We start from the raw sequence: 18,354 nt of genomic DNA, 5'->3' as shown, positions 1-18,354 counted from the left end.
AATGTCGGAGTTGCGAACGAAAGCGGTCCGCACTCCGACATCAGTGCTGTCTCACTGCTTCGGTGTACCGTCGAAGCCCAGCCACTTCATCGACAACTTCTCGATCGTGCCGTCGGCGACGGCTTCGGCGATGGCCTTATTCAGCATGTCGCGTAGCTGACCGTCTTCCTTGCGCAGACCAATGCCAGTTCCCTTGCCGAACGGTCCGCCGGTCATGTTCGGCCCGAAAATGGCGAGGTCCTTGCCTTCGGGCTTCTCAAGCAGCGGCTTGAGGCGCGCAAGTGTCGACAGGCTTGCGTCGATGCGGCCTGAGTTGAGATCAAGGACCATATTGTCGGGTGTATCGTAGCTGGCGAGTTCCACGTCGGGCAGGAACTCCTTCACGAAGGATTCGGCCGTCGTGCTCGATTGCACGCCGATCTTTTTACCTTTGAAGGCAGCCGCCAGCTTGTCCAACTCCGCCCGTTCCTCCGGGCTCACGTCATCGAGGGTCAGGCTGTCCAGCCCGCTCTTGAACTCCGACAGGGAGTTGCCTTTCGGCGCAATGAAACGAACCGGGGTCTTGATGTAGGGTTGGGTAAAAGAAATGACTTTCTCGCGCTCAGCATTGATGTCCATGGCGGCAAGGATCGCATCGTAGCGTCCGGCGACGAGAGACGGAATGATCCCATCCCAGGCCTGCTCGATCACCGGGCATTCCATCTTCACGCGGCTGCACAGGTCCTTGCTGAGATCGATATCGAAACCCATCAGGTTACCGCTGGCATCCTTGTATTCGAAGGGCGCGTATGTGGCGTCGGTTGCAAACGTGACGCTCTTGTAGTCCTTGGCCGCTGCCGGCCCCGCAAGAACCATGGCGCCAGCGAGCATTGCGAGCAATGTATTCAGTTTGGAGATTCTCATGCGTTCACCTCTGTGTTTCGTCTTTTGTTGAAAGCTATTGATCGTCGGCGTGGTGCCGGGCGTTAGCGGACGCTCGCGAGAAACTCGCGACAGCGCGACGAAGATGGGTTACGAAATACCTGGTCTGGTGTGCCTTGCTCCTCGATCCTCCCCTTTTCGAGAAAAACGACCTTGCTCGAGACGTCGCGCGCGAAGCCCATTTCGTGAGTGACCACGACCATGGTGCGGCCTTCTTCCGCAAGCTGTCGGATAACCTTGAGAACCTCGCCAACTAGCTCTGGATCGAGCGCAGACGTAGGCTCGTCGAACAGGAGCGCCGCGGGTTGCATAGCAAGTGCCCTCGCGATGCTGACTCGCTGTTGTTGTCCTCCAGACAGTTCGGATGGATAGCTCGCATGCTTCCCCGCGATTCCGACCTTGCCAAGGTAATCCATGGCCCTGTCGCGCACCTCGTTTCTCGGTTGCTTGAGGACATGCACAGGCCCTTCCATGACGTTTTCGAGAACCGTCATGTGCGACCAGAGATTGAAGCTTTGAAACACCATCCCGAGCTGCATGCGCATCCGGTCGATCCTTTTTCGATCGAGCCCGATCAGGCGGCCCCTACGGTCAGTTTCAATTCTGATCTCGTCCTGACCAACCGCGATCCGGCCTTTGCTCGGCGTCTCAAGGAAATTCATGCAGCGCAGGAATGTGCTCTTGCCGGACCCTGAACTGCCGATGATCGAAATCACGTCGCCTCTGTTCGCTTCGAGCGAGATCCCCTTCAACACCTCGAGAGGGCCGAAACTCTTATGGATGTCTTCCGCAACCAAGGTTGGGCGATTGCTGCTGTTCACGGAGAGATTGGGCATTGCCACGACGCTTGTGACGCTCGCACTCCGCGCGACAGAAGCGATAACCGGTCTTGAAGACTTCATGGCTGCTTCCTTCCGCCCGCAGCAGCCTTCCTCTCGGCTTTTGCTTCATGCTCCTTGGCATGCTTCATCAAACCTTCTTTCCCGCCGATGATGTGCGCTCTCATCAGAGCGGATGCCGCTTCGGCATCTCCTGCCTGGATGGCCGCCAAGATCCGCTTCTCCTCGGTGCTGCCGGGGTCACCCAGATGCAAACGCGAGAACTTGCTGCGGAACAGCACGAGCCGCCCCCAGACGCCTTTCAGCATATCCACCAGGTTCTGGCTGCCGGACATCGCCGCCACAATCCGATGAAATTCGACGGCGTACTGGAATATGCCCGCCTCATCTCCATCCTCGATCGAGCGATCCATGTTTTCCAGGCACTTAGCAAGGAGATGGAGATCCTCATCGGTGCGCCTTTTCGCGGCCAATTCCGCAGCAAGGGCCTCGAGTGACGCGCGGATGTCGTAAAGCTCCCACGCCTCTTCAGGTGGCATATCGCGAACGAACGGCCCCCTGTTCTTGGTGATTTCGACCAAACTGTCCTTTTCGAGCTGCCGGAGTGCCTCGCGAACAGATGCCCTGCTGACGCCGAGCGCGGCAGCCAGACGGTTTTCGTTCATATGTTCGCCCGGAAAAAGCTCTCCGGACAGAATCTTCTCATGCACCTGCTGATAGACGAGCTCCGAGATGGACACGTTTCGGAGCACGTGCAGGCTGCTGCTGACGCTTTTGTTTTCGGAATCACCGTTTCGCATAGACCGCTCCCAAGGCATCCTCACGATTGCCGGATGCCGATTGCCGGCAATCTGCATGTTGTGAGATTTTCTGTCAAGAGGTGTTTGGGATATGAGCAGTCAGCCTTTGAGCAAGCGGGATGGATACAGCTGTCTCGAAATGGTCGGCATCGCGATCTTAACGAGTCCTGCAGACGCACGTGGTGCGTGAAATAACGACAAACAAGTGATTGTCGTCACCCAGCAGGGCGGCCTTGCAAAACCGCCAAACTACCCCGCTATTTTGCACGACAAACCCTGTCGGATTGTGGCAATGTACGAAAACGTCCAATTCGAATTTTATCGTATATGCTGATTGGCTACATGCGCGTTTCACCTGCCGACGAACGTCAATCGGTCAATCTGCAACGTGATGCGCTCATCGCCGCCGGCGTTGACGAACGTCATCTGCATCAGGATAGAGCCTCCGGGGCTCGCGATGACCGACCGGGACTGAAGGCCTGTTTGCGGGACCTGCGATCCGCCGACGTGATGGTGGTGTGGAAGCTCGACCGCCTCGGCCGCTCCCTATCACACCTCATCCGGATCGTCGACGAACTGAAGGAGCGTGGCGTCGCTTTCCATTCGCTGACCGAGCAGATGGACACCACAACGCCGCACGGAGAGTTCCTATTCAACATCTTTGGCTCGCTCGCCCAGTATGAGCGGGCCCTGATAAAGGAACGGGTTACGGCAGGGCTCGCGGCCGCCCGGCGGCGCGGTCGAAAGGGTGGACGGCCGCCTTCGCTTGACCTGGAGAGGATCGAACAGATTGTCGCCGCCCTCGACAGTGGCGCCAGCAAGGCTTCGGTGTGCCGCACCTTTAAGGTGCCTCGCTCGACACTCATCGACACACTGGAACGCATTGGCTGGGCCGGGGCCGGAACAGATGTACAAAGGTCGAGGCGCACCGTTCCCAGGGAGCAGACTGTCTGACCTACTGACAAGGTCTCTTGGTCAGCACTGAAATTATCTTCTGAAAATCGACAGGTGTTTTCAATCTCGCGGCCGACCGTCTATCGCGCCTTAGGACGTCAAAGTACCTGAGGCGAATGAGAAACGCCCACTAACGTACGATTCCGCCCTCAGCCGGAACCGACCCCATTCTGATGATCACTGACAAATTGCGCTCCTACGGAGCAGCTCGGCGGCAGGTTATGCCACTTTTCGAACACCGATTCCACAAGGTCTGAGCAACAGGGCCGAGAACTCTGATGTGACGCTGCGAAAACGGCAGCGGATGATGCAAAGCTTCCGATCGCCAACAGGCGGCCTTCAGCGCTTCGTCTCTATCTTTTACGCTGTCCGTAACTTTTCGTCCCACCCCGCTCACATCGCTCCGCATTCCAAAATCGCGCTCACCGCATCATGGCGATCGCAGAACCGAAAGCTGCGGCTGGAGCCATGGTTTGAGAACAATTCCTAAAGCAAACCGTCTGATATGCGTTTGAGGTCAGTTAAAGTGACATCGCCCCATTCTTGGCTCTTGCATCCATGCCGTCACGCACTGGCCGCCAAGAGAAAGCGGAGCTCCTCTCGTACAGCCAGTAGTAGCTTCGAACCATCTGGTCCGTTCGACGCATCCGAAAACCGGCTATGGCGAGAACAAGCAGCATCGAGTAGTCAACGGTGAAATAGAAGATGCTCAGCATGGGGCCATCGAACAGCGCGTGGTGAAGGAACTGCATCACCAAGGCTATGAGGAAGGTGCAAGCAAAGACCTGCGGAAATCCAGCCCAGTTATCTGCTAGCGACTTGCCGGCTCGCCAGGCAGTCCAAAAACCTAGTAGGACCACGAAGCCACGAATGACAAGATGCACGCCTGCGTCCGGTTCAAAAAACAATCCTTGCATGTCCGATATCCCTTGTCTCTGCTCAGTGCCGTCCGCCTTCGAGATAGGCGGCGCGGACTTCCGGGTTCGCGAGCAGATCTTTGCCCGAACCGCTCAATGTCACTTTACCGTTGACCATCACGTAAGCCCGGTGCGAAAGCTTGAGCGCGGCGAACGCATTTTGTTCGACAAGGAAAACGGTAAGCCCTTCGTCTTCGTTCAGTTTCTTTATCTGCTCGAAAATCCCTTTGACGATCAGCGGCGCTAGACCGAGAGAAGGCTCGTCGAGCAGGAGGAGTTTTGGACGAGCCATCAGCGCACGTGCGATCGACAGCATCTGTAACTCGCCTCCTGACATCGTTCCGGCACGTTGATGCTGTCGTTCCTTCAAGCGCGGGAACATCGCAAACACTTTTTCGACATCCTCGTTGAAGAATTTGAGGTTGTCGAGGTTCGCCCCCATCTGGAGGTTCTCGGTTACGGTCATCCGCTGGAATATCCGGCGACCTTCAGGCGACTGAGCAATCCGCAGACGCGCGATCTCATGTGTCGGCAACCTGGTGATATCCTGGCCGTCGAAGATGATCGAGCCCGTGCGCGCCTGAGGGCTCCCGCAAATGGTCATCATCAGCGTCGATTTCCCGGCGCCGTTAGCGCCGATAAGGCTGACGATTTCGCCCTTTTTAACTTCGACGTCGACACCCGCCAGCGCCCGAATGTTTCCGTAGTAGGTCTCCACCCCCTGGACCTTGAGAAGTTGTGCTCCGGTCATCACTGTGCCTCCTCGACGGTCGCGATGACCTCGCTGACTTCATCATCTTCGACGCCTAGATAGGCCGCGATCACCCTCGGATCGTTCTTCACGTAATCCGGCGTGCCATCGGATATCTTCTGCCCGTATTCCAGCACCACGACATGGTTGGATATCTCCATGACAACGGACATGTCGTGTTCGATGAGGAGAATGGAGGTTTCACTCTCGTGTTGGATCCCCTGAAGAAGACCATTGAGAGCCAGAGACTCCCTTGGGTTCAGACCTGCTGCAGGTTCGTCGAGACACAGCAGTTCCGGGCCCGTGCACATGGCGCGTGCGATTTCCAAACGGCGTTGAGCGCCATAGGAAAGGTCACCGGCCGGATCGTCGGCTCGATCGAGCAGGTCAGCCCTATCCAGCCAGTGTTTGGCGAGATCGATCGCCGCCTTTGCCTCATTCCTGTAAGGGCCAATGCCGAGCAAACCGAGAATGGTGTAGCCCGATGCTCTCATCAGCCTGTTGTGCTGAGCAACAAGTAAGTTTTCCAGTACCGTTAGGCCCGAGAACAATCTGATATTTTGGAATGTGCGGGCAACTTTGGCGTCTTTCGTAACTCGAAAATCCGGAAGGCGCTCAAGCAGATGTTGCCTGCCGTCCTTCTGGTTCAACGTGATCATCCCCATGGTCGGCTTGTAAAAGCCGGTAATGCAGTTGAAAACTGTCGTTTTCCCCGCACCATTGGGACCGATCAACGCAGTGATTTCGCCGCGTTTGGCCTGGAAAGAAAGGTCGTTGATGGCCATCAGGCCGCCGAATTTCATCGACAGGTGTTCAACCTTGAGCAGGATATCGGTGGACATCAACCGTGCCCTTCCTTTGTAAAGCTTCCCGACACGGCCTTGCGCTCTTTCAGGAAGGCCGTGGGTTCGCGCGAGCCGACAAAACCGCGCGGCTTGAAAAGCATGACCACGACCATGGCAAGACCGAACAACAGCATTCGATATAGTTCCGGAGTGAAGTCTGAGCCGAATACACCCTTCAGGAACGTCATCTCTCGCAAGACTTCGGTTCCCCCGATCATGACTACGGCCGCGATAGCGATGCCTGTCAGCGACCCCATGCCGCCAAGAACGACAATGGCGAGGATAACCGCCGATTCCATGAAAACGAAAGATTCGGGGGACACGAAACCTTGGCGAGCGGCAAAGAAGGATCCTGCGAAGCCACCGAACATTGCTCCTGTTGCGAATGCCGAAAGCTTGGTGGTCACGGTATTTATACCCAGCGAACGGCAGGCAATCTCGTCTTCGCGCAAAGCCTCCCACGCGCGACCGATGGGCATGCGGCGCAGGCGGATTGTGACGTAAGCGGTCAGTAGGCAGAGGGCGAGGATGAGATAGAACAGGAAAATTTTGTAGTAAGCGGCCGAAATCGGCAATCCGAGCAGCTTGGCAAAGCCATGCGGACTGGCATCGAAAGGTATACCGAAAAGCTTGGCCTTCGGAATACTCGCGACCCCGAACGTCCCCTTTGTCACATCGGTCCAGTTGATCAGGACGAGACGGATGATTTCACCGAAAGCCAGCGTAACGATCGCGAGGTAATCGCCGCGAAGGCGCAAAACCGGGAAACCTAGAACCATCCCCCAAAGGGCGGCCAAGATTCCTGAAAGCGGTAGCAACAGCCAGAATGAGAGGCCGAAGTAGGTGGACAAAAGTGCATAGGAATACGCACCGACTGCGTAGAATGCGACGTAGCCGAGGTCGAGAAGACCCGCGAGGCCGACGACGATATTGAGGCCCCAGGCAAGCATCACATAGATCAAGATCTGGATCCCAAAGTTGTCGACCCACTTCAGCGAACCCTGCGCGCCAACCAGCGCGTAGATTACCATCGGGTAGAGCAGTAACCCTATCAAAGCGATCTTCAGAAAGTGTGCGTGAAAAAAGCCCTTCCCGGCCGCAATGTCGAGCTCGCCTTGCTTCGCCTTCTCAAGTTTCCGTCTGTCGATGTTGGGTTGAACGAAGACAACGACCAAGAAGCGGCCAACGGCGGCAATCGCTACGAAAATGGCAAGCAGTCCCCATCTCTGGTTGATTATGAGCTTATTGTCGATGTTCTGGTGCGTGCCAAGACCAACATACAGGACGAAGAGGCCTAGCGTGATGAGGCCAGTGAAGACCGCCTCACGGAGGCCTTTTACAACAAGCCCGCCTTCGAGCCTGCCAGCGGTGGAGACGATTGGTGCCATTTCGTTTACACCTTCTCGACTTCAGGGCGCCCGAGTATGCCCGTTGGTTTGAAGATCAAGACAAAAGCCAAAATCGCGAAGGTAGCGACATCTTTGTAGGCAATTGAAAAGTAGGCGGACCACAAGGATTCGATGAGACCGATCAGCAAGCCTCCCAAAACGGCGCCAGGCAGCGATCCAATTCCCCCTAGAACAGCTGCTGTGAAGGCTTTGACGCCGGGAACAAATCCGTCCGTAAATGAGGCGACGCCGTAATAGACGAGGAACATCGTCCCGCCCACAGCAGCGAGCGCGGCCCCCATGATGAAAGTTACAGAAATCGTGCGGTCCACGTCGATCCCGAGAAGTGCTGCCATTTTGCGGTCTTGCTCAGTGGCGCGCTGGGCACGTCCAAGCGATGTCTTGTTGACGATGTACCAAAAGGCAGCAAGCAGTACGGAAGTCAGGATTAGGATCAGGATCTGCTTCAACGAGACAGTTATGCCACCGATCTGATAGGTTTCGCCAATGAGCTGAGGAATGGGCTTGTTTCTGGGACCCTGTGTCACCTGGATGAAGTTCGACACAACGATCGACATACCGATTGCGGTTATCAGCGGTGCCAACCGGAAAGAGCCACGAAGTGGACGATAAGCGACGCGCTCGATCGTCCAGTTCCAAAGACCAGTGGTGAGCATGGCGACGACCAGCATGGCGAGCAGGAGGACTGCCACAGGCAATCCCGCAAAGATCGACGTAAGCACCAGGAAGACGATCAAGGCAGCGAAGCCGCCCAACATGAAGATGTCCCCGTGAGCAAAGTTGATCATGCCAATGATGCCGTAGACCATCGTGTACCCAATGGCGACCAGCCCATAGATCGAGCCGAGGGTCAGCCCGTTAAAGAGCTGTTGAATGAAATATTCCAAGATTTTCCTCCCGAGGAAACGCGCACAGCTACCTCCCCTGAGCGGTGCCCAGGAGCTGGAACGGTCGGATGCTGAAGGACGACTACCGGCGCAACGAGTGTATCGGCGCGCCGGCTCCTACCATCTAAGGTGGTGGGATCAGTTCGACGGTTGCTCTTCGAACTTTCCGTTCTTGAGCTGGTAAAGGACGAAGTCGAGACGGGTGATATCGCCCTTCTCGTTGTAGGAAAGCGGGCCAATAACCGTGTCGATTTTCATCCCTGTATGGAGCTTGTCCGCGACTGCCTGCGGATCGGCCTTGCCGGCAGCCTCGATCCCCGCCTTGATGACCTGAACGGCTGCATAACCGTAGAGCGTAAACCCTTCCGGATCGATCTTTTTAGCAGCGAACTTCTTCAGGACGTTGGCCGCTGCGGGATTCTTGCGGGCATCTGGACCAAAAGTAATCAGCGTGCCGTCACCCGCCGGACCAGTGATCGCGGCAAATTCCGTCGAGAAGACAGCGTCGCCCCCGATCATCGCGATCTTGCTGCCCTGATCGCGCAGTTGGCGCAGGATCAGGCCCGCTTCTGTATACACCCCTCCGAAGTAAACGACATCCGCTTTGCTTTCCTTGATTTTGGCGATGAGTGCGGAGTAGTCCTTTTCGCCGACGGAAATGCCTTCGAAGCCTATTTCCGTCAATCCGCCCGCATTGATCGTCTTCTTGACTTCCTCGACCAAGCCTTGGCCGTATGGGGTCTTGTCGTGAACCAGGAAAACATTCTTTCCAGCAAAATTCTTCGTCAGATAGTTCCCTGCAACGGTACCTTGCTGGTCATCCCTGCCGCACGTGCGGAACGTGTTCCAGAGACCACGCTCCGTGAGATTTGGGTTTGTAGAGGCCGGAGTAATCTGCAACATGCCATTTTCGGCGTAAATGTCAGATGCCGGGATCGAAGCGCCGGAGTTCTGATGTCCGACGACGAACTGGGCCCCTGCCGCTGCAAGGCGATTTGCCACCGAAACGGCCTGCTTGGGGTCACCCGCATCGTCTTCGACCTGAAGCACGAGTCTCTCACCGAGTATGCCGCCGGCAGCATTGATGTCTTCGACCGCTTGCTTGACGCCGTTGAGATTCTGCTCCCCAACCGCGGCGCTCCCGCCCGTAATCGGACCACCCCAGCCGATCGTCATGTCAGCAAGTGCAGGCGTGCTGATCGCGGCAAGCATGGTTGCTGCCAAAAGAAACTTCTTCATCATCATTCCCCTTTTTTGAATGTTTGGACATTACGTTGAGTGGAGCATGGCGCTCCCCCCTGCGGCGGTCGACGCTTTTTGGCCACAGAGGGGAGCCTCAGGAGGAAACTGCCTCCGGGAGACGACGCCGCACGATGGCGGCATGTGTCTGGACGCCAAAGGTTAGACCGGCATCATTGAAGTCATAGCTCGGGTTGTGGAGCGGTGCGGAGTCCTCTCCATTGCCAAGGTTGAGAAAGCACCCAGGAACACGGCTGAGGTAATGCGCAAAATCCTCCGACCCGGTGAAGGGCTCCGTTATCGTCTGCACACTCTCCGAGGGAAGGAAGGTACGGGCAGCCTCAAAGACCTCATCGGCCAGTTCCGCGTCGTTGATCAACGGGACAAATTCCCGCGTATACTTGACTTCTGCCGAAACGTTATAGGCGGCAGCGGTAGCTTCCGCGATGATGCGCATCTGCTTCTCGATGGTCTCGCTTACTTCAGATTTGAAGCTGCGAGAGTCGCCGAGGATCCGTGCCAGGCCGGGCAGCGCATTGCGCGTGCCATCGGTCAGGAGTTCTGTCACAGAGACAACGGCAACATCGGTCGGACTGACCCTGCGCGACACAATGGTCTGCAGGTTGGTCACAAGGGCGCAGGCAGCCACGAGAACTTCGTTGCCCCAATGTGGCCGAGCAGCGTGCCCGCCAACGCCGGTTAAAATGATCTCGAAGTTGTCCTCGGCAGACATCATCGCGCCCGACTTCGTCATAAGAACGCCGACCGGAACGCCAGGCATGTTATGAATGCCGTAAATTTCTTCAAACGGGAAGCGATCCATCAAGCCGTCGTCGAGCATCGACAAGGCACCCCGACCCCATTCCTCTGCCGGCTGGAAGATGAAGCGAACAGTGCCGTCGAAACCGCCAGTCGCTGCCAGATGCTTTGCAGCTCCCAGCAACATTGTCGTGTGGCCATCATGGCCACATGCGTGCATCACACCAGGATTTGTTGACTTGTACGCGATATCGTTCTGCTCTGTGATGCGGAGAGCGTCCATGTCGGCGCGTAGTGCAATCGAACGAATACTTGTTCCACGCTTTAGAGTTCCGACAACGCCGGTGCCTCCCAGCCCCTCAGCAACCTCTAGACCGAATTCGCGAAGCTTTTCGGCGACGAAGGCTGAGGTGCGCTTCTCCTCGAAGCCAAACTCGGGATGCTGATGGAGGTCGCGTCGCCATGCAGTCATCTCGTCTTTCAAAATCTGAAAATCATCCATCAGCGTGCTCCTGACATCTCAATTTTCGAGCGTGCAGCAACATCCTCGGGAGAAGCTCCGACAAGCTGCTCGTAAAGTGCGGGATCTGTCGCTCCCTCGGTGTTGATGAGAAAAACCCGACTTTCCTTCCCGAGCTTCAGTTTGGATCGCGCGTCGGGATTGCCGGACACCTTGATCAAGGCGGCGAGACCGACGCCTCCGCTTTCGCCGGAAATGACCGCGGGGTCACCCGATCCCGGGTTGGCAAGCAGACGCATTGCGCCGACTGCGTCCTCCTCCTCGACTGTCATGAACGCGTCTGCACTGCGAGAGAGGATACGCCAAGCCACAAGCGACGGCTCGTAGCATTCAAGCATTGCCATGACCGTCGGCTTGCCGTGTTCGATCTTGACGGGCTTACCTGCACGCGCACTTTCCACGAGGCAAGCTGCACGCGAAGGGTCGACTACCGTGAAGAACGGACGATCATCACCGTATAAAAGCGTGAAATAGCCTGCGACAGCCGCAGCGATCCCTCCAACTCCAGACTGCACGAACACGTGCGTCGGGCGATCGGGCATCTGTCGAACGGCTTCCCTGAGGAGCGCGGTATAGCCCTGCATGACGAAGCCCGGGATACGTTCGTAACCTGGCCAGGACGTATCGGAAACAGTCTGCCAGCCATTCCGCGCTGCGACGCGCGATGCTTCGGCGACCGAGTCGTCGTAGTTGCCATCGACGCGGGTTATCTCGGCCCCGAACCGCGCGATTGCCGAAATGCGCTCGTCGCTGACGCCGGAGTGAACGAAGATTACACAGTTCGCGCCGACAAGCTGCGCCCCTTGAGCAACCGAGCGGCCGTGATTTCCGTCGGTCGCGCAGGACACCGTAAGCTTACGTGCGATCGCCTTGACCTCGGGGGAGTGTATTTCCGAGATATCGACTTCCCGCCCGAAGTCCCGTGAGGCGTGCTCGAGCACAAGACGGATCACGGCATATGACCCTCCGAGCGCCTTGAAACTACCGAGGCCAAGGCGGTGGCCCTCATCCTTGATATGGATAGACGCCACGCCGAGCTTTTCTGCGAGATGCGACAAGGAAACGAGAGGCGTGGCCTTATGACCTTCACGGTGAATAAGAAAGCGCTCAACTTCCTCCGCCGCCGCGAGGCTCAGCGTCTCCGCGTCGGCAGGTTCCAACTTGGTTCTGTAATCCGTGTTCTCGTTCAGTAAGAGCATTCGCAGTCCACCCGTCAAAAATTCCTGAAGAATGTATATTGCAAAAGGGCTCGAATTTGCGCTTAAAGTTGACAGCCAAAACGAGAGTTTGATTACTGAAAAGGTGCGTAAATGAGCGAAAATTCCACTGCAGATGAAATCGCACTGGATCGCACCGACAGGGCTATCCTCACTCTGTTGCAGCAGGATAACAAAATGTCCCAACGAAAGATTGCCGAGCTCGTCAATCTTTCCGCGCCAGCGGTGCAACGTAGGATCAAGCGCCTTGAGGACACGGGCGTCATCCAAGCGAACGTGGCGATCGTCGACCCAGCCAAAGTTGGACAGCCGATAATCCTGTTTGTGCAGGTAGCCATGGAGAGCGAACGAACCGATCTCTACGAGATGGCGAAGCGCTCGTTCGCCGCAGCTGTCGAAGTTCAACAGTGTTACTACGTCACAGGGGAGGCAGACTTCATGCTGGTGATTTCCGTGCGATCAATGAGCGATTACGAAGCGCTGACCCGTCGTCTCTTTTTCCAGAACAACAACGTCAAGCATTTCCGGACTTTCGTCGCGATGGATCGGGTTAAGGTTGGGCTATCAATCCCACTGGGTTGACGAAATGCATCCGGGATATATATCCCCGTTCATTGTTTGGAATGCGTCCTATGGTGCTCGCCAGCTGGCAGCCATGCCCGCGCATTTAATGACGGAGTTATTCTGCTGCTTCGAAGGCACCTATCATCTCGCTTACTGACTTGGCTGCGGAACCGTTCGTGCTCGCCACCGGCGGGTGCCCCCTCCATGCACGCACGCTCGCCGAAGCAGACGGCCTATCACTCGCGGATGTGCGAATGGAGGTGCGGGACTGGACCAGTGCGATCGCGCTGGTCAGGGAAGGTGTGGGCGTCAGCGTCGTGCCGGAATCGACCCTACCCGAGAACCGGAAAGGCCTGCGGACGGCACGGCTCGATCCGTCATTATGTCGCCGCTTTGGGTTGACAGCCTCTCCCAAGCGCCCGTTGGGCGGGCGGCAAGCCAGCTGATCGAACTGGCCCGCGGATGAGGGCCTTCCAAATGGTGTGGCTGTCTTCAAGTCCACGCCAGCCCCGTAGAGATCACCGTCATTACATGTCGAAGATTGCCAGGGTAGCTCAATCACGCGCCACCCAAAATCGGTGAGATGGTAGTGGCGCATACTCAACTGAATCATAAAAGGTGTGGCTTTCGTCTGAATGTAGCCGAACTCCGCAAGAAGCTTGTGGGTAATATTTGTGCGCTGGCGCGTGAGTTAGCATGTGTGCTGGCAACTCGACGCGGCGCCATTATCCGGCCGCACAGTGAATCTTTGGTTCGAGCTATCACGCAATCCGAGGCCGCTCGCTTTGTGAATGATCCGCGGCGCTACCTCCGTGAGGCCATCCAGACGGACCCCGAACCCAAATGAAGCCTACCGCGACACTCACTCAATTTATGAGTTCACATCCTAGCTACCAGCTAAGGCCTCAACCGGTTTTAGACGGGCAGCTTTCCTCGCTGGGAAGAAGCCGAAAACTGCCCCGATCACCATTGCCGTGCTGCAGCCAACGACAATAGCCTCGACCGAGATCACGATAGGAATCGGGAGAGAAATGTGGCTGGCAAGCACCCCGAGACCTACGGCCAGAAGGACAGCCACACTGCCCCCAAGTACGGTGATCGCCAGGGCCTCGATCAGAAACTGCATCATGATGTCACTGGCACGAGCTCCGACAGCCATTCTAATGCCGATTTCGACGGTACGCTCCGTCACAGAAACCAGCATGATGTTCATAACCCCTACGCCTCCGATGATAAGCGCAACCCCTGCAATCGAGCTTATGAGTATCGAAAGTGTCCTCGTCGTCGTTTGGAACATCTGGCGAAGCTGCTCACTATTTGACGTAAAGAAATCGCGAGTGGCATGCCGTTTTTCCAGAAATGCAATTATCGCTTGTTCAGCGATTTCTGCATCGAAGTTCTCATTTAGCCGCACCACGACCTCGGAAAGCCGCTGCGAACCGCTTATCCGAGAAAACATACTCTCGTAAGGAATGTACACCTGGGGCCTTTTGTCATGCCCCAGTGCTCCGCTTAACTCTCCAATAGCTCCCACGATAACGTAAGGCACACCTTTGACCACCAAGATCTGTCCTAGTGGGCTCTTCGTATCGCCAAAAAAAGCTTTCCTGGCATTATGGTCGATGATCGCTTCTTGACGGATATTGTTGTCTTCACGCGCCGTGAAGAAGGTCCCCTCCGATACCGGACGCCTCGTAGCGGTGAAATACTCGTTACTCACACCATTGATCATCCCGTCAGCAATTCGATCTTCGAATATGAGTTGTCCGGTATCCTGTGCCAACGGGCTTACGCTATTGACGTAAGGCTGTTTCGCCAAGGCGGCGGCGTCCTCGGGGATCAGTGTGTCAACCATTCTTGCATTTTGGTCGTCCCAGCCGGTTCCGGGAAGAACACTGATGGAGTTCACGCCAAGGCTATTGATCTGATCTAAAACTACACGCTGGCCACCCTCACCAAGACCAACGACTGTGATCACTGCGACAATTCCAACAATGATGCCGAATAGCGTGAGAGCACTGCGCAGACGGTGCGCGACGATGGACCCCATGGCTATCATTGAGGCCTCGGACAGTCGTCTAAGCAAGCCGGTTACATAACCAGTTTTCTTGGCCTCATTGAAAGCATTCCTTCCGGCGTTTCGATCGCGAGCGCATTTCCCCTGGCTCGAAACGATCAACCCATCATTTATCTCAATAATACGATCAGCGTTTTGGGCAACACTCATATCGTGCGTGACCAAAATGATTGTGTGGCCATTTGAGTGAAGGCTTTTCAACAAATCCATTAAGGCAGCGCCGCTTTTAGAATCGAGCGCGCCCGTGGGTTCGTCCGCGAGGATAATTTCTCCACCATTCATTAGTGCACGAGCAACCGAGACCCGCTGCTGCTGGCCTCCCGACATTTCTGTCGGGCGGTGGTTCAGTCGATCTTCGAGGCCAAGTTGACCTAGTAGCTGCCTAGCTCGTTCGCGCCGCTCTGGCTTCGAGACGCCATCATAAATCGCTGGAACCTCTGCATTCTCCAAGGCGCTCATAGAGGCTAAAAGGTGATATCGCTGAAATACGAAACCAAAGTGCCTGCGCCTGAGTTCCGCGAGCCCGTTTCGATCGATGCATGACGTGTCTTGTCCTGCCAGGCGGTAGAGACCATCGGTCGGTTCGTCGAGGCACCCTAAAATATTCATAAGGGTTGATTTTCCCGAACCACTAGCTCCGACCAGCGCAACGAACTCCCCTTGCTCAATAACAAGATCGATCCCCTTAAGCGCCTGTACGGTCTCATTTCCCAAAACGAAATACCGCACTACTCCTCTTAGCTCAATTAAAGGGGGCAAGTTCTAGCTCCTCTTGGCTGGCGCCGAAACATTCAAAAGAACAACTTCGCCGTCATGGAGACCTTCAACGATTTCCGCCTGAATTTTGTCAGTAAGACCAATTCGAACCGAACGCTCCGATATCCGCCCATCCGCTTCTTTAACCTTAGCCACATACGAGCCGTCTGCTTGCCGCGAGGAAAGCGCCGCCCAAGGCACAAGTAAGACGTCGCCTGCATGGCCAACAGAAATGCGAACCTGGGCGGTCATCTTTGGCCGCAATCTCCCTTGTGAGTTTTTTACCCTTAGAACGCCGTGGTAGTAGATTGCCGTGTCCTTAGCCGGTTCCTTAGCTTGATCTGCTGTTGTGTCATTGGCTATTGACGGAGGCGCGTACTCAACGGCCTCAAGAGGGGCATCGTAACGGGTTTGGGAATCCCCGATTATCGTGAACCAAGCCTTTTGGCCAGGTTTGGTACGCCATACATCCGCCTCAGAAATCCGGGTCTTTACTACCATTTCGTTGAGATCTGCTATCACTGCAACGGTGGGGGAAGTCTGCGACGCATTAAGCGTCTGACCCAGCTCAACCGGAAGCGCCACAATTTTACCGCTCATAGGGGAGGTAATTCGGGTATAGCTAAGGTTGGCTTGCGCCGTCTCAAGATCGACATTGCTCTGCTCGATCTGTGCCTTCAGGGACACCAAATCTTGATTAAGTATCTGATACTTTGTCTCCGCTTCTTCGTAGGCCATTTTGGCAACGGCATCCTGCGCGATAAGGCTCCGCTGCCTAGCTAGATCTGATTCCGCTTGGCGGATCTGGATCTCTTTAATTCGGCTCTGCGCGATCATATCCTTTACTTTAGCCTGCGCGATCCGCAGGGCATTTCGCTGCGGAACGTCGTCGATCTCAACCAAGAGGTCACCGGGCTTGACCGTCCGCCCGACGTGAGCGTCAAGGGCTTTGATCTGTCCGGTAACCTGAGCGCCTACTCGCACCATAGACGAAGGCTCAAGCGAACCGAGGGCAAGCACAACCTCTTCTACAGAACCACGCGAGACAACAGCAGTCATTTCACTACGGCTTTTATCTTCGGAGGCCGAACTGAAAGTGAATACAAGGTACCCGACAATGGCAATCATCAGAGCGACCATTACAACGTGCTTACGGTAGGCTCTAATAATCAAAAGCAAGGTCTCCAATAAACAAAGCTGCACAAATGACCTGTCCGGCCTTCCCTTTAGGCAGATTCTACTTTCTGTGCGCTAAGCTCAATCACTTGATCTTGCGCCGTGATCGCGCTTGTGCGGTGCGTAATCGCAATGACCGTGACGTCTTCGGTAAGTCGCCGAATCTCCTGCATAATCTGTTCTTCCGTCGCGTCGTCTAACGCAGAGCTTGCTTCATCAAGGAAAAGGAACGCCGGGCTCGAATAGAGGGCTCTTGCAATTGCGATACGTTGCCGCTCGCCACCAGATAGCTTAAGCCCGCGCTCTCCAACTTCAGTCTCAAAACCCTCAGGCATCGACATAATCCGGTCATGGATAGCCGCCTTCTGCGCGGACTCGATTAGTCGCTGTTTGTCGAATTTTCGGCCAAGCACGATATTGGCAGCCAGAGTGTCGTTAAGAAGTATCACCTCCTGAGGAACTACTCCGACGGCGGAATACCAGTCTTTGCGGGAAATGATGCTGAGGTTTTGGCCATCGACTTCGATAGATCCGGACTGGGGCTCTACTGAACGAAGCGCTAACTTAAAAGCCGTCGATTTTCCTGAACCGGTAGCACCGGTCAGAAAGGTTATTCTACCTCGGCCCGCCGTAAATGAGAGACCTTCGAGGCCCCGGCCATTCTCGTATTTGTATCGCGCTTGCTTAAACTGCAGCGTCCCTCTCTTCGGTGAAAATCCTGCCACTGCGGGCTGCTCTGCCTCCTCGGCCGCGTTCCACATTTTCGCGAAAGGGACCAACTGGACAAAGGCCCGGACGAAATTATCGATCGTCTGTCCAACCATCTCGAAAGGCTGATTCAACTGTAGGAGAAGCAGATTGAAAAGGACGATGTCTCCCACGGAAAGCGTGCCGGCGCTGTAACGTGGCAGCAATAAAGCGTATGTGACAAGGAACTGAATGCCGATCGCCAGACCATAAAGTGCGCAGTAGCACATCCGTTTGATGCAGAACGCACGCCAGTTCCTATAAATTTCATCGGCGGTCGAGCTAAAACGCTCTCCTATCCATCGCGCGCTTCCGAAAAACCTTAGGGTTTCGAGAGCGGGGACGATGTTGCCAATGAACTTCGCGTTTTGCTGGATTGCCGCTGTCGCCTTCTGGAGGTGCGGTCTTGCCCACTTATTCGAGAAGGACGTCAGTAATATGTACACAACGCCGTATACGAGCACAATCGATGCGACCCCAAGGTTAATCTTCGAACCAAGGATGAATAGCGTTAACGTCAGCTGGACAGTGGTGGGAACGATGTACATTAGCCCAAGCTGAACAATCGTGTTCATGGCGCCCGTGCCCTGTGCTTGGGCAGACTGGATCTCGGCGGCGTTTTGCTCAATGAAGAACGCCGCCTCTTTGCGGAGCAACTTTTCAAAAAAACTAGTGCTGGAAACGCGAGTTAGGCTTTCCGCTGTCATGGCGGCCAAATATTTCACCATCTGACTTAATGTCAGAGAAAGTCCCATCACGACCGCATACGAAGCGAAACCTGTAAGAAGTCCACTGGCTGCCGAACTAGCCGTGATACCGTCTATAGCGCTCGAGAACACGTACGGCGCAAGAACCGCGCACGTAGCCGAACCGACGATAACAAGAAACGCGAGTATCAACATGCCATATGAGCGCCGAACAAATTGCTTCAGCACGTGAGAAAGAGCGTTGCGTACTTGAGATTTATTTGACATCT

Annotated in this window: 17 protein-coding genes and 1 pseudogene; 4 read left to right on the top strand and 14 right to left on the bottom strand. The window is 55.6% G+C overall.

Annotated elements, in window-relative coordinates; genetic code table 11:
* Nucleotides 1-51: 51 nt before the first annotated feature.
* The 3 genes from ABOK31_RS34550 to ABOK31_RS34540 form a co-directional block, all read right to left on the bottom strand.
* Nucleotides 52-903 (bottom strand): lysine/arginine/ornithine ABC transporter substrate-binding protein, encoded by an 852-nt coding sequence (locus ABOK31_RS34550; protein WP_349963198.1) that lies wholly within the window; start codon nucleotides 901-903, stop codon nucleotides 52-54.
* A 62-nt stretch (nucleotides 904-965) separates the two neighbouring features.
* Nucleotides 966-1,757, bottom strand: coding sequence for an ATP-binding cassette domain-containing protein (locus ABOK31_RS34545; RefSeq protein WP_349963197.1), 792 nt, complete (start codon nucleotides 1,755-1,757; stop codon nucleotides 966-968).
* Nucleotides 1,758-1,819: 62 nt separating this feature from the next.
* Nucleotides 1,820-2,617, bottom strand: coding sequence for a GntR family transcriptional regulator (locus ABOK31_RS34540; protein ID WP_349963196.1), 798 nt, complete (start codon nucleotides 2,615-2,617; stop codon nucleotides 1,820-1,822).
* A gap of 270 nt (nucleotides 2,618-2,887) precedes the next feature.
* Between ABOK31_RS34540 and ABOK31_RS34535 the strand changes: the two genes are divergently transcribed.
* Nucleotides 2,888-3,514, top strand: a complete 627-nt coding sequence (locus tag ABOK31_RS34535) for a recombinase family protein (protein ID WP_349963195.1) — start codon at nucleotides 2,888-2,890, stop codon at nucleotides 3,512-3,514.
* A gap of 173 nt (nucleotides 3,515-3,687) precedes the next feature.
* Nucleotides 3,688-3,991, top strand: a pseudogene (locus ABOK31_RS34530) (IS6 family transposase); the annotation flags it as partial.
* 44 nt (nucleotides 3,992-4,035) lie between these two features.
* Here the strand turns inward: ABOK31_RS34530 and ABOK31_RS34525 are convergent.
* From ABOK31_RS34525 to ABOK31_RS34490, 8 genes are all read right to left on the bottom strand, one after another.
* The gene (locus ABOK31_RS34525) at nucleotides 4,036-4,431 is read right to left on the bottom strand and encodes a DUF6867 family protein (RefSeq protein ID WP_349963194.1); all 396 of its coding nucleotides are present in this window, start codon (nucleotides 4,429-4,431) and stop codon (nucleotides 4,036-4,038) included.
* Nucleotides 4,432-4,453: 22 nt separating this feature from the next.
* Complete coding sequence (locus tag ABOK31_RS34520) at nucleotides 4,454-5,182, bottom strand: ABC transporter ATP-binding protein (protein WP_349963193.1); 729 nt, start codon at nucleotides 5,180-5,182, stop codon at nucleotides 4,454-4,456.
* Nucleotides 5,182-6,024 (bottom strand): ABC transporter ATP-binding protein, encoded by an 843-nt coding sequence (locus ABOK31_RS34515; protein ID WP_349963192.1) that lies wholly within the window; start codon nucleotides 6,022-6,024, stop codon nucleotides 5,182-5,184. The genes ABOK31_RS34520 and ABOK31_RS34515 overlap by 1 nt, the downstream gene beginning before the upstream one ends.
* Nucleotides 6,024-7,415 carry a high-affinity branched-chain amino acid ABC transporter permease LivM gene (livM, locus tag ABOK31_RS34510; protein ID WP_349963191.1) on the bottom strand — a complete coding sequence of 464 codons (1,392 nt, stop codon included), beginning with the start codon at nucleotides 7,413-7,415 and terminating at the stop codon, nucleotides 6,024-6,026. The genes ABOK31_RS34515 and livM overlap by 1 nt, the downstream gene beginning before the upstream one ends.
* A gap of 5 nt (nucleotides 7,416-7,420) precedes the next feature.
* Complete coding sequence (locus tag ABOK31_RS34505) at nucleotides 7,421-8,323, bottom strand: branched-chain amino acid ABC transporter permease LivH (protein WP_349963190.1); 903 nt, start codon at nucleotides 8,321-8,323, stop codon at nucleotides 7,421-7,423.
* Nucleotides 8,324-8,461: 138 nt separating this feature from the next.
* On the bottom strand, nucleotides 8,462-9,562 hold the full coding sequence (locus tag ABOK31_RS34500) for a branched-chain amino acid ABC transporter substrate-binding protein (RefSeq protein WP_349963313.1): 1,101 nt from the start codon (nucleotides 9,560-9,562) through the stop codon (nucleotides 8,462-8,464).
* 97 nt (nucleotides 9,563-9,659) lie between these two features.
* Complete coding sequence (locus ABOK31_RS34495; protein WP_349963189.1) at nucleotides 9,660-10,823, bottom strand: M20 aminoacylase family protein; 1,164 nt, start codon at nucleotides 10,821-10,823, stop codon at nucleotides 9,660-9,662.
* Complete coding sequence (locus ABOK31_RS34490; RefSeq protein WP_349963188.1) at nucleotides 10,823-12,040, bottom strand: diaminopropionate ammonia-lyase; 1,218 nt, start codon at nucleotides 12,038-12,040, stop codon at nucleotides 10,823-10,825. Before ABOK31_RS34490 ends, ABOK31_RS34495 begins: the two co-directional genes overlap by 1 nt.
* Nucleotides 12,041-12,151: 111 nt before the next feature.
* Between ABOK31_RS34490 and ABOK31_RS34485 the strand changes: the two genes are divergently transcribed.
* Together ABOK31_RS34485 and ABOK31_RS34480 are read left to right on the top strand one after the other, a co-directional pair.
* On the top strand, nucleotides 12,152-12,640 hold the full coding sequence (locus tag ABOK31_RS34485; RefSeq protein WP_349963187.1) for an Lrp/AsnC family transcriptional regulator: 489 nt from the start codon (nucleotides 12,152-12,154) through the stop codon (nucleotides 12,638-12,640).
* 158 nt (nucleotides 12,641-12,798) lie between these two features.
* Nucleotides 12,799-13,068: a LysR substrate-binding domain-containing protein gene (locus ABOK31_RS34480; protein ID WP_349963186.1), complete on the top strand. Its 270-nt coding sequence runs from the start codon at nucleotides 12,799-12,801 to the stop codon at nucleotides 13,066-13,068.
* A 440-nt stretch (nucleotides 13,069-13,508) separates the two neighbouring features.
* On the opposite strand, the gene ABOK31_RS34475 is transcribed toward ABOK31_RS34480, so the two are convergent.
* From ABOK31_RS34475 to ABOK31_RS34465, 3 genes are all read right to left on the bottom strand, one after another.
* A complete protein-coding gene (locus tag ABOK31_RS34475) occupies nucleotides 13,509-15,428 on the bottom strand; it encodes a MacB family efflux pump subunit (RefSeq protein ID WP_349963185.1) in 1,920 nt (639 codons plus the stop codon).
* 33 nt (nucleotides 15,429-15,461) lie between these two features.
* The gene (locus ABOK31_RS34470; protein ID WP_349963184.1) at nucleotides 15,462-16,595 is read right to left on the bottom strand and encodes an efflux RND transporter periplasmic adaptor subunit; all 1,134 of its coding nucleotides are present in this window, start codon (nucleotides 16,593-16,595) and stop codon (nucleotides 15,462-15,464) included.
* Nucleotides 16,596-16,681: 86 nt separating this feature from the next.
* Entirely contained in the window at nucleotides 16,682-18,352 is a 1,671-nt protein-coding gene (locus ABOK31_RS34465; RefSeq protein ID WP_349963183.1) for an ABC transporter ATP-binding protein, read from the bottom strand.
* Nucleotides 18,353-18,354 lie beyond the last annotated feature (2 nt).

It is taken from the genome of Rhizobium sp. ZPR4 (genome assembly GCF_040215725.1).
In the GTDB taxonomy this organism is placed as follows: Bacteria; Pseudomonadota; Alphaproteobacteria; order Rhizobiales; family Rhizobiaceae; genus Rhizobium; species Rhizobium rhizogenes_D.
Note: the sequence above shows the minus strand (reverse complement) of the source record. Positions and strands in the feature narration are given on the sequence as shown.

Coding starts and splice junctions, on each gene's coding strand:
- ABOK31_RS34545 (WP_349963197.1), bottom strand. CDS start 1,757: ATGCCCAATCTCTCCGTGAACAGCAGCAATCGCCCAACCTTGGTTGCG.
- ABOK31_RS34540 (WP_349963196.1), bottom strand. CDS start 2,617: ATGCAGATTGCCGGCAATCGGCATCCGGCAATCGTGAGGATGCCTTGG.
- ABOK31_RS34535 (WP_349963195.1), top strand. CDS start 2,888: ATGCTGATTGGCTACATGCGCGTTTCACCTGCCGACGAACGTCAATCG.
- ABOK31_RS34550 (WP_349963198.1), bottom strand. CDS start 903: ATGAGAATCTCCAAACTGAATACATTGCTCGCAATGCTCGCTGGCGCC.
- ABOK31_RS34520 (WP_349963193.1), bottom strand. CDS start 5,182: ATGACCGGAGCACAACTTCTCAAGGTCCAGGGGGTGGAGACCTACTAC.
- ABOK31_RS34490 (WP_349963188.1), bottom strand. CDS start 12,040: ATGCTCTTACTGAACGAGAACACGGATTACAGAACCAAGTTGGAACCT.
- ABOK31_RS34515 (WP_349963192.1), bottom strand. CDS start 6,024: ATGTCCACCGATATCCTGCTCAAGGTTGAACACCTGTCGATGAAATTC.
- ABOK31_RS34500 (WP_349963313.1), bottom strand. CDS start 9,562: ATGAAGAAGTTTCTTTTGGCAGCAACCATGCTTGCCGCGATCAGCACG.
- ABOK31_RS34495 (WP_349963189.1), bottom strand. CDS start 10,823: ATGGATGATTTTCAGATTTTGAAAGACGAGATGACTGCATGGCGACGC.
- ABOK31_RS34485 (WP_349963187.1), top strand. CDS start 12,152: ATGAGCGAAAATTCCACTGCAGATGAAATCGCACTGGATCGCACCGAC.
- ABOK31_RS34470 (WP_349963184.1), bottom strand. CDS start 16,595: ATGGTCGCTCTGATGATTGCCATTGTCGGGTACCTTGTATTCACTTTC.
- livM (WP_349963191.1), bottom strand. CDS start 7,415: ATGGCACCAATCGTCTCCACCGCTGGCAGGCTCGAAGGCGGGCTTGTT.
- ABOK31_RS34525 (WP_349963194.1), bottom strand. CDS start 4,431: ATGCAAGGATTGTTTTTTGAACCGGACGCAGGCGTGCATCTTGTCATT.
- ABOK31_RS34465 (WP_349963183.1), bottom strand. CDS start 18,352: ATGTCAAATAAATCTCAAGTACGCAACGCTCTTTCTCACGTGCTGAAG.